This window comes from Paenisporosarcina sp. TG20, assembly GCF_000286315.1.
Lineage (GTDB): Bacteria > Bacillota > Bacilli > Bacillales_A > Planococcaceae > Paenisporosarcina.
Genome location: NZ_ALJG01000250.1, coordinates 1 through 13,477, shown reverse-complemented (window position 1 = coordinate 13,477; position 13,477 = coordinate 1). Strand labels below are relative to the sequence as shown.

The following is a 13,477-nucleotide window of genomic DNA, read 5'->3' as shown; positions in this document are numbered from 1 at the left end:
TGTGGATAATCAACACGCTTGGGATTTTATATGAATTTAAGCAATGTAAATAATGAATACTTTTTTTATACTATGAAAGTAAGTATACAACTCTTTTTAGTAAGCACATTTTTATTCTTCTTCCCGATAGAATTAAATTATTTCTTTAGAAGAAAATTCACCGAAAAATTTAACATCAATACGGGGTAGCGATTTGCTAACTCTCAACAAATATGCGACGAGTAAAATATCTTATCGCTCGTCATAAACTATCCGTATTCCTACTATAGTATAAGATTCAAGAATTATACGAAAAATATGTGTTGCTACCTATAGGAGATTTGTTCGCTATAAAAGTGTTTAGTTTATCATTTATGTTCTTATCGACTTTGACCATGCCTGGAATAGGCATGGCCTTTTTTCTCTCGGGTATAAATGTCGTTTTCCCAAGTATTTCAGAAGCTCTTTCTAATGACGCAAGCTACTATGGAATTTTATTAGCTTGTTTATCTGGTGAAATGTTGATAGGGACGTTTTTGTCAGAAAAGATGACTGAAATATTCAGTATAGGGTAGCTAATGTTTATGGGATACTTACTGTATATTCTTAGCACTAGCTGAAGCCCCAATTTTATTAACAGTATTTCCAATAATAATTACTCTTTTAATTCATTTAGGTATAGTAAAACCCGTAATGCCTATTATTTACGATATATTAGGGCTTCCTTTAATAACTTTTATTAGAGATATGAATTGTTAAACTATAACTCCTTTGTAACAAAACTCGTCCTTTTCTGAACACGACACTACTGGTTATAAAAGATATCATTTTGATTCTATTATATGCAACAAAACTCTGACCATAAATCTATGTTCATTAACTACGTTAATTTAGTCTTATGTTGCAATGAATATAGAATTATAATGGAATTGAGGAATGACAGTGTTAATTGGATATGCTCGTGTGTCAACAGGTTTGCAAAATTTAGATTTGCAAACAGATGCACTTACACAATATGGGTGTGTAAAAATTTTTCACGATAAGATGAGTGGGTCCAAAAAACAACGGCCAGGATTAGAAGGCGCCCTCCAATATGCTCGTCAAGGGGATATCATAGTTGTATGGCGATTAGATCGTTTGGGTCGAAACATGCAAGACTTAATTGACATAGTCAACAATCTGAATAACCAAAGCATTGGTTTTCATAGTCTTCAAGAGAATCTGACGATGGATCGTAGCAACGCTACAGGGCAACTGATGTTTCATCTCTTTGCAGCATTTGCTGAGTTTGAAAGAAATCTTATTCAAGAACGTTCTGCTGCAGGACGAGTGGCGGCTAGAGCACGGGGTCGTCTTGGCGGACGCCCAGAGAAGTATGGAGTGAAAGATATTGAAATGATGAAAAATCTTATTGATGGGGGCACACCAATCAAAGATGTGGCAGAAAGATGGGGCGTTTCTCGAACAACCATTTATCGCTATTTGGAACGTAAGTGAGGAGAGACTTTGTATTCAAATAAAATTGCTGAATTTCCTGAACAACAAATTTCAAGACAAATAAAACGAATTACAGAATTTTATTTATGGGATTCTTATGTTTTTGCATTGGATCCAACATTTAGGTTTGAATATTTAACCCCTGATGAAGTTACCCAGTTTATAAAATTAACTACCAAAAAATTAGTACACAACTTAAATACAACTTTTGATGAGGAAACTTTGTGGAAAAAACAAAGAATTACCAACCATGCAAGGCAGTTCCTCAACAATTAATAAGTTTCTTGTAAAGTGTTTGGAGATGAAAAAAATGGAGAAAATATTCAAAGAGATGATGGGTAAACTTATTGCTTTGTCGTTTTTAGCAGTTTGGGGTGACTTGACAATTCCCATAAGGTTGATTAAAGAAATTAATGGATAAGAATTCATTTAATATAAGGAATCTAAAGGAAATTCACCAAGAATTATCGAAATATATAATTAATAGAGTAAGAGGTGTTAGGCTTGTTCTATAAATGTGATTATTTATTGAGTTCCAGAATCAGTAATAAGAGTGATACAAAAGGAGTAATGAACATGAGTTTGCACGTGACTAAAGACTTAACTAAAAAGGATAAACAATATAATGATGATGAACATTATAAGTTAAATTTAAAGCATTTCCCAGTAGATTTAAGGGGCAGATACGAGGAAATCAGTTTATTTCTTAAGGATGAAAACAGCATTGTCCGTGGCGGATTAAGCGCTGAAGTGTGTTGGAATTGGTTAGAAATTCATACTTTCATGATAGATGAGGATATAAGAAAATCGGAATTTGGAACTAAATTATTATTAGAAATTGAAAAGATAGATTTAGAAAAAGAATGTGATTTCATAAAGGTTGATACTTTGAGTTTCCAAGCGTTAGGTTTCTAGGATAAAAATGGTTATTAAGTATTTGGAAGTTTAGATAACGTAGGCAGAGACTATACACATTACTACTTTAAAAAAAATCTAAAGAATTTTTAATGTTATAGAGCAGATACTTTTTTTCTTTAAGTAACATGGTTTTAAATGAAGAACAGGCTGCCTAATAAAGGCAGCCTGTTCTTCAATTTTATTAAGGATGAGTATCACTCACTAATACAAATCCTCCCTGTGGAAAACTGGATGAAAAACAAGTGTTGTTTTCATCCAGTTGCATTTTTTGTAATCAATCTTCATTTACAGCTTATTTTGGCTGATTTAAAGCATCGTATTGATAGGAAACCGTTCCGGCACTTGTGATCACACTAGATTGGTTGTCATTGGCATCATAGGAGTACGTGTAGGTATCTAATAATGCTCCAGCAACATTGTAATTTTTCACTGATTTCAAACGGTTAGCATCATCATGGGGTACGACCGAGGTACTTGTAAAAAAGGTCATAGGGTGGATTTATTTTCCACTATTAAACGTTTTTTACTCCGAATCCTTTTGATATCTCCCTCGATTTGATATTAAGGAAACTGTCCGTTGAGAGATCGGCGAACAAAATGACACCTAATTTTCAAATGAAAAATATAAAAAACCCCTGGAGTAATATGCAAAATAGTTACCATATCACTCAGAGGCAAATAAATAATAATTAGGACAAAACTCGAAAATTCCCGGCTATATTGAGTGCTTCTCGATAAAGTGCTAGAAATTTTATTTTCATAGTTAGATTAGTTGTCCTGCCTCAATTAAATTAACAAGATGGAGAACTGTACTTCCATTTATCTCATCTCACCTATAAACCATATCTCTCCACCAAAAATATCATCATCAACTATTTTAGAATCCTTAATTTCTTCTTTTATTCTCTTAATTTCTAATCCTTCAGGAATAAATAAGTTCCATTTTTCCGCTAAATTATGATCTTCTTCTAAGGCAATAGATCTCGTAAATTCATCTTCCGTATAAGGAGTGAACCCAACATAATTATCTTTTACTGAAAAAAATTCAATTTTAGTTGAATACCAATAGTGAAAATCAATCATTAATATTACTCTTAAGTCTTGACGGGTTTTAGGCTTTCTATCAATAAGATGCTTTGTCCTGCTTATTAATGCTTGAACGCAGTCTCTCTGAACATTAAATGGGGTGTTGGGTGAATTTATCCAGTCTGAACCTTTACTTGGAAGGTGTAGTTCCACATTGTCAGCAAACCCTTCAGGAAAATCTTTTGTTATTTCATCCAGCTCCCTAATGAATTTACGAATTTTCCTTTTTAAACCTCTTACTTTTTTTCTATTCTCCATTTTGTTGTCGTTCTCCATTTAAATCAGATTTGGTTTCCGTAGCATTTAAATATAGTACTTGTTATAGTTTGACGTCGTATTGCTAAAAACCTCTTAATTCCTACATAAACATAAGATTTTCAAATGAATTACGAAATATAAAAACTATAAATAAACACTTTATATGTTCAGGTTATTAACAAAAATCCCTTTTTTATCATTTTGATGAATTCAACTTAAAGATAATTCTCGTAAGTTATTTTTTAAAAAAGTTTACCACCAGGAGAGACGTTATGATAATCACCGTATTTACCCTTAGGAGGTGACATATCATAGTGGCGCCCTCTATGGCCACTCTTGTCTATTTTAGCTTTCCACCCTGTCTTATTATGCACATAGGAGCCATCACTTTTTTTCGTAAACTCTCCAGGATGTGTCTCTGGTGTTTTTACTTCCCCACCAGTTTTTAACTTCGATGGAACAGCTGTTTTTTTGGCAAAAAAACCCTTAACTTTTTGATAAAGCCATGAAGAACCAGAAATTACCACACCTCTGATAACTATAGCCCCAGCAAGGATTGTTACTATTCCAAGTCCAATAATTTCAAAAGATCCAAATCTAGGTATAGATATATGTCCACTTGGATCGATATACATAACTGGATTATTCTTTGTATATGCATATAAATTTAGAGGTTGAGGATCATCCTCAATTCCGTGGAACGTGTCTTTTGTGATAAATCTGCCGATATTCGAATCATAATAACGAGCCATTAGATAGTGTAATCCGGTCGCTTCATCATATCGGTAACCAGCATATCATCCCCATTTGCGGGACAACTTATTCAAACTATTGGACTACCAAAAAAGACGGTAATTAGTGCCATCATTCGAAAGGGTGATTTAGTCATGCCTACAGGTAGAACAAAACTTCAAAAGAAAGATATTCTATATATACTTACTGCAAAAGACCAAGTAGCTAATGTGAAATTAGTGTTAGCAGATGAATTAATGAAATAAATCTAGGTGCTAATCTTATTAAAATAGCTTTTTTAAATACATCAAGTGATTCCCGTTACAATGTTTCGAAACAAGCATAGCGATGCTGAAACAGGCGGATTCTTTCTACCAGCGGTCCGTGAGGCTCCTCGGTCCAACAGGATGTTGGTCTGAGGAGCCGTTATGTTTGTTGTTCAGGAATTTAATTTTAATTACTAATCTTTGAATTGTATACGTATGGGTTGCGTAAAGAAACTATCCTACCAAAAAAATGAAGAAAAAGGTCGAAATTGTATCTTCGACCGCTTTTCTCTATAAAATTAGTACCTATTCACACGTCTACCCAAATCAAAAATACGATATGCCTTGGGGTAAAGCGGTGCGTCGGACGCGAAACCGCCGAAGATAACCTGTAAGAAAGGAACGAGCGAAACTTGCTCGTCCCTTTTATTCTTGAGTTTATGGTAAATATTTACATATACAAATCTACCCACAAATTGAAGGGGATATTGCAGTCAATGTACTTAAAGATCAAGTAAATGTCACACGGATGATCAGGGTGTGCCACATATTGAGGCACAAAGTGATGCAGACTTATATCGGCCCAAGGCTTTGTGCAAGCGCAAGACCGCATGTTCCAGATGAACTTAGCAAGACGACAAGCAAGTGATCGATTATCAGAAGTTATTGGAGAAGCAGCGGTCCCGATAAATCACTTCTTTCGTACATTTAGTTTGAGGCAGGCAGCAAAAGATTCATGTTAGGGTTACGGAGATGAAGCTAAACAAGTGCTCTCTTGGTACACCGAAGGAGTCAATGCTTATATAGAGCTAGCAAAAGACCAAGGGGAATTGTCTATTGAATTCAAATTATTGGGTTATAAACCTGATCCTTGGACAGAAATAGATTCCTTAACCATTGGGAAATTTATGGCCTATGACCGAGGGGGAATGGTCAAGTTTAGCCTTTCGCCACTGGGCTTTGGGAAATTTATCTGAATACAAAGTTCGGGAGTTATTTATCACATACCCTGATGATAAACCTTTAATAATCCAAGCCAATGTACAAAATCAAGTTAAAGTAGTGAATCAGTATGATTCTTGCGTCATTCCAAAAGTTATCTGTTGGATACTTGATCTGTCCGTTGAACAATTCTTCTATATTCCAACGGGGACATCCCCACTAGTTTTTTAAATAGCTTTGAAAAATAGCCTTGATCCTCAATTCCTACTTCCCTAGAAACGAAAGAAATTTTATCATTTGTTGTTGACAATAATGATCTCGCTCGGGCGATGCGGTATTGATACAAATATTGTGTAGGACTGATTCCGATTGTTTTTTGAACACATCTTGTAATATAGTCTGGATGAAAGTGAAGTTGTGCAGCTATCTGTGCCATTTTGATCTGTTTTGTATAATTCTCCCGGATAAACTTTAGTGCTACTTCACTAACCTGCTCTGTAGCTGTGGGAATCTGCATGGCTTGTTTCTGAAGTTGTAACATGAATTCTTGAAATCTGATTTGCTGCCGTAACTGATAATCCGGTGTTTGCTCATTACCCATTTGAATTATCTGCCCTAGAAGTTGCTCCATCATTTCCCTTTGATGAAAGTATTGAGATTGAGGTATATAAAATACAAATCGGGCCGGCTCTTCAAAAGTCTCCTCCTTTAGTGAGATATTTTTCCATTCTAAATCGGGTTTGGCTACCCCCTTGAAATTCCCTTGTACCTTGAAATGTAACCAAAAATATTCTGTCTCCTCCTCGCATCCTTTGTATCCACTGTGCTCTAAACCCGGAATGAGAATAAGATATTTGCCTTCATTTACTATAAACTGCTTTTCTCCTTCAGAAATGAATAAGGTTCCTTTTCTAACGTATAACAAATCAAACACAGTATACGTCCGTCTAATATGTCGTTTGCCTTTTGCAAATATAGCCTCTCCACCCTTTATGAACGTTGGAAATGGAGGTAAATTGAATGAAATATGAATCATAATTATCCCCCTTTTAAGTCGTGATTTTACCAATTCTATCGTTATATTCTCTTTTCATTATATCTTATACCGTTTAAACTAGAGAATGTTATTCTATTTTAATTTTAACATTGTACGTTTGAATTGAATTTTCTATAAGTCGGTTTTTTCACATAATAAACGTATTCAAAACGAAACATTGGGGTGATCTTGTTGACAAAACTCAAAGACAATCATGATATTAAAAAGATGACCTTATTCGCTTTGACTTGGCCAATTTTCATTGAAATCTTACTTCATATGTTAATGGGAAATGCCGACACGCTAATGCTCAGTCAGTACTCGGATAATTCGGTTGCCGCGGTTGGTATTTCTAGCCAAATTCTATCACTTATTATCGTTATGTTTGGGTTTGTTGCTATCGGTACTTCCGTATTAATTTCTCAGCATTTAGGTGCAAATGAAGAGAAATCTGCTCGTGAAGTTGCTGTCATTTCTATAGTAGGAAATCTTTTATTCGGTATCCTTTTAAGTCTGATTCTATATTTCTTTGGTACAAATTTTTTAACTCTAATGGGAGTCCCACTAGAGTTAATGAGTGAAGCGAAGTCTTATCTAATCATTGTAGGTGGTTTCTCTGTAATTCAAGCGGTTATTATGACCATCGGCTCCATCATTCGTAGCTATGGATTCACAAGGGATTCTATGTATGTCACGATTGGAATGAATATCTTAAACGTAGTTGGTAACTATCTTTTTATATTTGGACCTTTTGGTATTCCAGTCTTAGGGGTAGAAGGAGTTGCGATTTCTACAGTTGTTAGTAGATGCATTGGACTAATCATTTTAATTCTTTTATTATTTAGACGTATTAAAGGAGCTCTTCCTTTCTCTACAATTTTCAGCTTACCTATAATTCACACTAAAAACCTTTTAAAGATCGGGATTCCTTCCGCAGGGGAGCATCTAATGTATAATGCGACTCAAATAGTTATTACTTATTATATTACAATGATTGGTACTGAGGCTCTTACGACGAAGGTTTATACTCAAAATATCATGATGTTTATATTCCTATTTAGCATAGCCATTAGTCAAGGTACCCAGATTATGATTGGCCATATGATTGGCGCGAAAAAATATGAGGACGCTTATAATCGATGTATAAAAAGCTTAAAACTAGCAATTTTAATTTCTATGAGTTCCGCCATTATTCTAAGTATCTTCTCGAAGCCCTTCTTTGGAATTTTTACAGATAATCAATCAATCATCGAACTAGGAAGTATACTTATTATTTTAACAATTATACTTGAACCTGGACGCTCCTTTAACCTTGTAGTGATTAGTTCGTTGCGCGCCGCTGGTGACGTCAGGTTCCCAGTCTATATCGGGATCATTTCAATGTGGGGAGTGAGCGTCACAATTTCTTACATCTTAGGTATTCACTATGGCTTTGGATTAATTGGTATTTGGATCTCCTTTATAGCAGATGAGTGGCTTAGAGGAATAATAATGTTACGGCGTTGGAAATCAAAAAAATGGATTGAAAAAACATTTATCAAAGAAGAACAGCCAGCTTGAGCGAGAGACATAATGTCTCTCGCTTTTTCATGTCGAAACTTAGACTTGACGCATAAATTACAATATTTAATATTATAAATATAGAGAGGTAATTTTATCGGGAATACTAGAAATACTTTTAATGTCCGGATATATAAAAATGAGGTTAACAAACAAGGAAGATGTTACTTAAGTCTATTAAAAATATACATAGGCCCCATTGATATGACAGAATTCAGTATGCCATTACTTGCTAATGACCAACATTTAGGATTGATTACGCCATCAATCTGGTGAGTACCTCTCCAGTGCACATCATATCGTAGGACCTGGCCAAAGTGGGCATATGAAATCGGAGTGGTTTCATAATCAAGTAAATGACTGTGCGCAAGGGCAAGGGAACTATCATGAAACGATAATTAATGGTGACATTGTAGACGGCCATACGTTAACATTAACTCCATAAGAGGTTTTGTTAGGGTGTGTTGAAGGAATGAAGAGTTTTATATTGGTCGGCATCGGTGGAATGGTAGGAGCATTATTACGTTATTGCGTAATGGTAACATCACCTGACTTGGTTTTTCTATGGGTGGTGAATGGACTAGGTAGCTTTGTTTTAGGTTGGTTGACGGGACGTTCGGTTGTTACAGGCAAAGCAACATCAGTTTTATGGACGACAGGAGTACTTGGTTCATTTACCACCTTTTCAGCTTTTTCTGCAGAGTGGTTTATCTTATTGCAACAAAATATTTTGTTTGCTTTTGGGTATGGACTTGGTATAACACTGATATGTTTTTTAACAGCTGCCATTGGCTTTAAGATAGGAGGGCTATCTAAATGACTCTCTTAGCAGTAGCGATTGGCGGTTGCGTCGGTGCTATATTCCGGTATGCCATTACACTGAGGATTCAGGGCATGAAAGGAATATTACTAATTAACTGTTTAGGTTCTTTTCTAATGGGGTTCTCACTTCAAATAGCTATGGAAACAAATTGGGTGTCTATATTTTGGGTAGTGGGATTCTTAGGTGCATTCACAACTTTTTCCACGTACGCTGTACAAGTCGCAGAAAGTTGGTTTAAAGGGGAGCAAAGAATTGCCATTACCTATGCTTTGTTGACAACTATTGGAGGCTTTGTATTCGTATGTATCGGATGGTGGATTGGGACTTGGTAGCCAAGTACCTAGCCCGTTCAGTTGAGTGGTGCCATAAACTAAAATTATACAAACAAAAGAGCCCGAATTCGCATATGAATTGGGCTCTTTAAAAATGCCTATATAACAAACCTTATTAAATGATTAAAACTTACTTTATTGATCGTTTCAGCACTTAATTTAACGGACAAATAATTTTAGTTGTATAGTTCCAGACCGAGTAATCGCTCGCGGACTTCTTGCTTAGTAAAATTAAAAGATTGCCAGTCATCCAGTGGTTCATCGCTCATCATTTTTTGGCGGTAATACAGCATATTTTCAAGCTCCGGATAATCCGGGTTCATTTTGTACAGTTCCATTAACCCCTCAACACCCGTGTAGGAAAGAGCGTTGAGGTAATGAATATCGATCTTGTCGGTTCGCTCGTAACGCTCAAGATTCTCATCCACGATTATCTGTTCAATATGCATAACATTCAGTGCTGTATAGAACACCAGCCCTGCAATCAGATAGAATTCCAATAGCACAAGTCGTTCAAGCCAGACACGAATAAGTGTGTAGGCAAAAATCACCATTAGGAAAATCATGAATGCATGAGCCAAAACCCGTTCCATGGTAAATCCGTATGCAGCTTCATACATACTTAGCCGCTGATAGGCGGACACAAGCATCACTCCGCTGACAATAATCAACAGAGAATACATCAGCTTAAGCACCAAATTCATTTTTGGCCCCTGTTCGCGCACAAGCTTCAGACAGCAGATTAGTATCGTCCAGTTGATCAGCGTGACGATTATCAGTTCAAAGAATCCGCGCCTCGCATACTCTGCGTAAGTATAACCTTCCTGGAGCCCATCGCTGAAAAAGTAGGTGAATTGGATAGCTGTAAAAAGAGTAAACACCGCATTAAGCAGAATCAGGATTGTTAATGCAGTTACCCCATTCCAGCTGATCGTACCATTCTCCTTATCATTCTTTTCGAGAATGGATGTCCGTCTATTAATCAGCAACATCTGCAGAATCCCAAAAAACAGAGCCGTAAATACTAGAACAGCCACTGTGCGAAATAGCATTTCCAAGTTAAGCTCAAAAATAAACTGTGGCAACCTAAGTACCATCTTCTCAAAGACGGCATCCGCCGACATTAAAAGACCTGTAATTATCCCAAGGAGCGGGAGGCCGATAAGAAGGCCAATCAGCACTCGTTTCACTGTCTGCGAAGTGGATTCATCCATATTTCTGAACACCATTTTAAATACGCTACCACTGAATTGACAGCTGTAGGCCACACCCTGCCCGACTTTAGCAGACATTCGTCCCACAAATGCGGGCTTGCTCCATTTCAGGTTGCCAGGGCTTGTAATCAGGACCATATGGAACAGCACAAGAAACGGGATAACCACGATGTTCAGTAGGTAGAAAAGTTCATTATCATACCATAAATAACTTGCTGCTAGGAGCCAAATACATCCCATTACTAAAAAACCAATCCTCCGGTGGTTGAACCCCTGTCTAAACCGCACCAATACCACTAGATAGAAACCTATGAGAAACACCAGATACGAGACACCTATTTTGGCATGAAAAAAGCTGATTTCAGCAAGTATGCCAAGACCAAGACAACTGAGCAAAAAAAGCCATTCATTCTTCTTAATTACTGTAACCATCTACCTACCACCCCTTACTATGTTTATCTAAAACTTCTTCATCTACCGGGTAGCTATTCTCTAATAAAGAATAATGCTCACTTCTCATATAAAAGGCTAGATTGTTGAAGAACAGAGGAACAATAATGTTACTTATCATCCTTGTTTGTCTTCGCCATTTCTATATTCTAAAACATCCCCAGGCTGACATTCTAAAGCCTTACAAATCGCCGCTAAAGTTGATAATCGAATTGCTTTTGCCTTTCCATTTTTCAATATAGAAAGATTAGCCATCGTGATTCCAACCCTCTCCGAAAGCTCTGTTACGCTCATTTTCCTTTTAGCCAGCATGACATCGATATTGATTATAATTGCCATATTATTCACCTCAGACCGTTAGATCATTTTCTGTTTTTATATCAATTGCATTTTTTAAAAGTTTTTGTAGAACAGCAGCGAAGACTGCGATAATCATTGAAGCAAAAATTATGACCATCCCGATTAATATGCCTGGTGTGTCGTCTACCTTTGTAAGAAGATATAAGAATGGCATCTCTAAAACATATAAAATACTGATTGTGATTGCACAGTATTTTATATTCTTTAAAGCCTTTACAGCTAATTCCGAGAATGCTTCATTGTTGTCAATATAGCTTAATAGTTTTAAAGTCTGATACAAAGTAAAGAAAAACGGAATCATGGCTGCATACATTCCAATTAATAATGGATATTGCAAATTAGCCAGTTCAGGCAGTTGCCAGTATGGAGAATTCGGGTCAAATCTAGACAACCCATATATACACACAGCAAGAACTGGAGTCCCAATAAGATAAACAGCTATTTTTAAAAAGATTGTTGTACCTCGTTTCATAAAAAGCACCTCACTATTTTAGTTAATTAGATAGTAACACATTTATTATCGTTTTGCGATAAAATAATATCGTTTTTAATTATATGGTTATCGTTATAGAAATATGTATTTAAATTTTGACAAGAATATAAAAACATTTCTCAATAAAAAGAAATGCTTTTAACTTTAAACTATTTATTGTATAACGTGTTTAACTAAACAGCATGTTAAGCATCTATGTAGTGCAAAACTAGTATTAGACCACAGAGGATAAAAGGAGTAAAGAACGGGATATAGGATACAACGGATTGGAGAGGAGGGGCAATCAACTATGACGTACGTGAAGGTTGCAGGTGAGAGACGTTATCCAAACCCGCAGCAGGATTGCTTGTCAGAATGAGGGGAGTGAAGTGATAACTTCGCTCCCCATATAAAACTGTGTGCCAAGTTCCCAGTGTTTATGGTGTTTTTAGTAATTGGAGATTAACATTTTAAAACGTATACTCTTTGGTGACACTCTCACTAATCCGATTTATGTAAATGGTTTCCAAAATGTGAATCCTTAACTTGAAGAACATTATTTTTTATACATGCATTTGACAGTATGGCGATAACCCCTTCATACGTACAGGTAGCTTAAAGAAACTACTTAACCTTAAAAAATGAAGAAAAAGGTCGAAATTGTATATTCGGCCGCCACTCTCTATAAAATCAGTGTCTATTTTCTCATCAACCCAAATGAAAAATCCGATATGCCCTTTGGTTGAAAGGTCGCGTCGGACGCAAACCCGCCATAAGATTGTCTGGACGAAAACCAGCGGAATGAAGTGACTTTGGTCACTTCACTCCGCATTTAATCAATAGGTTATGATGCAGTGGATTTGCCGGAGAACCGCGACCCGGAAACTGAAGTCGATACAGGTTGGAAAATCATTTTCTACTAACACTCAAATCATTAATAATTGCTTAAAAGGAACGGGCGTCACTTTGCCCGGTTTCTCTTACAATATAAGAAACCACCATGGCTTACGTTTCACGTAAGCCACCATCTACCATGAAAAGTGATCTTCAATCAAAAAAGAGAATAGGACTTATTGGTTTTTGGTAATACATATAATGACAATACGACCAGACTGGACATACTATGGTGGATACTGGAAAGAGTAGACCCTGCATAAGAAACTGGTTGTGACAGTAAAGAAGTACCATTTACTGTGCTGAGAGCACGTATACAAAAATTTGCAACTTTAGCTACTGTCATTTGTATTGTTAAATTATCAGTGAGGTGGTTGTCCTATGGAAGCGATGATTGAAAAGTGTGCTGGGTTGGATGTACATCAAGAAACAGTGGTAGCCTGTATTTTATTTGGTCCCTTGGAAAAAAACCGAAAAAAACGATTGAATCTTTTTCCACGACCACATTTGGATTATTAAAATTACAAGATTGGTTGAACTCTCATGAAGTAACGGATGTTGTAATGGAAAGTACAGGAATCTATTGGAAACCGGTATGGAACATCCTTGAAAGTGATTTTCACTTAGTACTTGCTAATGCCAAACATGTAAAAAATGT

At 36.2% G+C, this 13,477-nt stretch carries 13 protein-coding genes and 4 pseudogenes; 10 read left to right on the top strand and 7 right to left on the bottom strand.

Annotation, left to right across the window (positions count from 1 at the left end; all coding sequences use genetic code 11):
• Positions 1–320: 320 nt before the first annotated feature.
• The 4 genes and pseudogenes from B371_RS0106630 to B371_RS21420 all read left to right on the top strand — a co-directional run bounded on the left by B371_RS0106630 (position 321) and on the right by B371_RS21420 (position 2,484).
• Positions 321–554, top strand: coding sequence for a hypothetical protein (locus B371_RS0106630; RefSeq protein ID WP_157185160.1), 234 nt, complete (start codon positions 321–323; stop codon positions 552–554).
• 367 nt (positions 555–921) lie between these two features.
• Complete coding sequence (locus B371_RS0106625) at positions 922–1,476, top strand: recombinase family protein (RefSeq protein ID WP_019413520.1); 555 nt, start codon at positions 922–924, stop codon at positions 1,474–1,476.
• 9 nt (positions 1,477–1,485) lie between these two features.
• Positions 1,486–1,752 carry a hypothetical protein gene (locus B371_RS0106620; protein ID WP_019413519.1) on the top strand — a complete coding sequence of 89 codons (267 nt, stop codon included), beginning with the start codon at positions 1,486–1,488 and terminating at the stop codon, positions 1,750–1,752.
• A 300-nt stretch (positions 1,753–2,052) separates the two neighbouring features.
• Positions 2,053–2,484: pseudogene (locus tag B371_RS21420) on the top strand (GNAT family N-acetyltransferase).
• Between the two features lie 202 nt (positions 2,485–2,686).
• Here the strand turns inward: B371_RS21420 and B371_RS24450 are convergent.
• From B371_RS24450 to B371_RS0106600, 3 genes and pseudogenes are all read right to left on the bottom strand, one after another.
• Positions 2,687–2,884, bottom strand: coding sequence for a hypothetical protein (locus B371_RS24450; RefSeq protein ID WP_369751085.1), 198 nt, complete (start codon positions 2,882–2,884; stop codon positions 2,687–2,689).
• Between the two features lie 329 nt (positions 2,885–3,213).
• On the bottom strand, positions 3,214–3,738 hold the full coding sequence (locus B371_RS0106605; protein WP_019413516.1) for a DUF3916 domain-containing protein: 525 nt from the start codon (positions 3,736–3,738) through the stop codon (positions 3,214–3,216).
• A gap of 242 nt (positions 3,739–3,980) precedes the next feature.
• A pseudogene (locus tag B371_RS0106600) lies at positions 3,981–4,523 on the bottom strand (RHS repeat-associated core domain-containing protein); the annotation flags it as partial.
• On the opposite strand from B371_RS0106600, the gene B371_RS22775 reads away from it, so the two are divergent.
• A complete protein-coding gene (locus tag B371_RS22775; RefSeq protein ID WP_369751086.1) occupies positions 4,515–4,736 on the top strand; it encodes a TrkA C-terminal domain-containing protein in 222 nt (73 codons plus the stop codon). The pseudogene B371_RS0106600 and the gene B371_RS22775 sit on opposite strands and share 9 nt — an antisense overlap.
• Positions 4,737–5,347: 611 nt before the next feature.
• A pseudogene (locus tag B371_RS24445) lies at positions 5,348–5,713 on the top strand (penicillin acylase family protein).
• Between the two features lie 119 nt (positions 5,714–5,832).
• On the opposite strand, the gene B371_RS0106585 reads toward B371_RS24445, so the two are convergent.
• Positions 5,833–6,714 (bottom strand): AraC family transcriptional regulator, encoded by an 882-nt coding sequence (locus tag B371_RS0106585; RefSeq protein ID WP_019413513.1) that lies wholly within the window; start codon positions 6,712–6,714, stop codon positions 5,833–5,835.
• Between the two features lie 228 nt (positions 6,715–6,942).
• Here B371_RS0106585 and B371_RS0106580 point away from each other — a divergent pair, with 228 nt between their 5' ends.
• The 3 genes from B371_RS0106580 (at position 6,943) to B371_RS0106570 (ending at position 9,429) form a co-directional block, all read left to right on the top strand.
• The gene (locus B371_RS0106580) at positions 6,943–8,274 is read left to right on the top strand and encodes an MATE family efflux transporter (protein ID WP_040681185.1); all 1,332 of its coding nucleotides are present in this window, start codon (positions 6,943–6,945) and stop codon (positions 8,272–8,274) included.
• A gap of 472 nt (positions 8,275–8,746) precedes the next feature.
• Positions 8,747–9,094: a CrcB family protein gene (locus B371_RS0106575; protein ID WP_040681184.1), complete on the top strand. Its 348-nt coding sequence runs from the start codon at positions 8,747–8,749 to the stop codon at positions 9,092–9,094.
• On the top strand, positions 9,091–9,429 hold the full coding sequence (locus B371_RS0106570) for a CrcB family protein (RefSeq protein ID WP_019413510.1): 339 nt from the start codon (positions 9,091–9,093) through the stop codon (positions 9,427–9,429). Before B371_RS0106575 ends, B371_RS0106570 begins: the two co-directional genes overlap by 4 nt.
• A 176-nt stretch (positions 9,430–9,605) precedes the next feature.
• Here B371_RS0106570 and B371_RS0106565 read toward each other — a convergent pair whose 3' ends face one another.
• The 3 genes from B371_RS0106565 to B371_RS0106555 form a co-directional block, all read right to left on the bottom strand.
• Complete coding sequence (locus B371_RS0106565; RefSeq protein ID WP_019413509.1) at positions 9,606–11,075, bottom strand: DUF4153 domain-containing protein; 1,470 nt, start codon at positions 11,073–11,075, stop codon at positions 9,606–9,608.
• A 135-nt stretch (positions 11,076–11,210) separates the two neighbouring features.
• A complete protein-coding gene (locus B371_RS0106560; protein WP_019413508.1) occupies positions 11,211–11,432 on the bottom strand; it encodes a helix-turn-helix transcriptional regulator in 222 nt (73 codons plus the stop codon).
• A 10-nt stretch (positions 11,433–11,442) separates the two neighbouring features.
• Complete coding sequence (locus B371_RS0106555) at positions 11,443–11,925, bottom strand: DUF2975 domain-containing protein (protein WP_019413507.1); 483 nt, start codon at positions 11,923–11,925, stop codon at positions 11,443–11,445.
• A 1,295-nt stretch (positions 11,926–13,220) separates the two neighbouring features.
• Here B371_RS0106555 and B371_RS23975 point away from each other — a divergent pair.
• Positions 13,221–13,477 (top strand): annotated as a pseudogene (locus tag B371_RS23975) (hypothetical protein); the annotation flags it as partial.

Bases quoted from the DNA above. Each gene is read 5' to 3' on its own strand.
- B371_RS24450 (WP_369751085.1), bottom strand. From the start codon at position 2,884: ATGACCTTTTTTACAAGTACCTCGGTCGTACCCCATGATGATGCTAAC.
- B371_RS0106605 (WP_019413516.1), bottom strand. From the start codon at position 3,738: ATGGAGAATAGAAAAAAAGTAAGAGGTTTAAAAAGGAAAATTCGTAAA.
- B371_RS0106585 (WP_019413513.1), bottom strand. From the start codon at position 6,714: ATGATTCATATTTCATTCAATTTACCTCCATTTCCAACGTTCATAAAG.
- B371_RS0106580 (WP_040681185.1), top strand. From the start codon at position 6,943: ATGACCTTATTCGCTTTGACTTGGCCAATTTTCATTGAAATCTTACTT.
- B371_RS0106575 (WP_040681184.1), top strand. From the start codon at position 8,747: ATGAAGAGTTTTATATTGGTCGGCATCGGTGGAATGGTAGGAGCATTA.
- B371_RS0106570 (WP_019413510.1), top strand. From the start codon at position 9,091: ATGACTCTCTTAGCAGTAGCGATTGGCGGTTGCGTCGGTGCTATATTC.
- B371_RS0106565 (WP_019413509.1), bottom strand. From the start codon at position 11,075: ATGGTTACAGTAATTAAGAAGAATGAATGGCTTTTTTTGCTCAGTTGT.
- B371_RS0106560 (WP_019413508.1), bottom strand. From the start codon at position 11,432: ATGGCAATTATAATCAATATCGATGTCATGCTGGCTAAAAGGAAAATG.
- B371_RS0106555 (WP_019413507.1), bottom strand. From the start codon at position 11,925: ATGAAACGAGGTACAACAATCTTTTTAAAAATAGCTGTTTATCTTATT.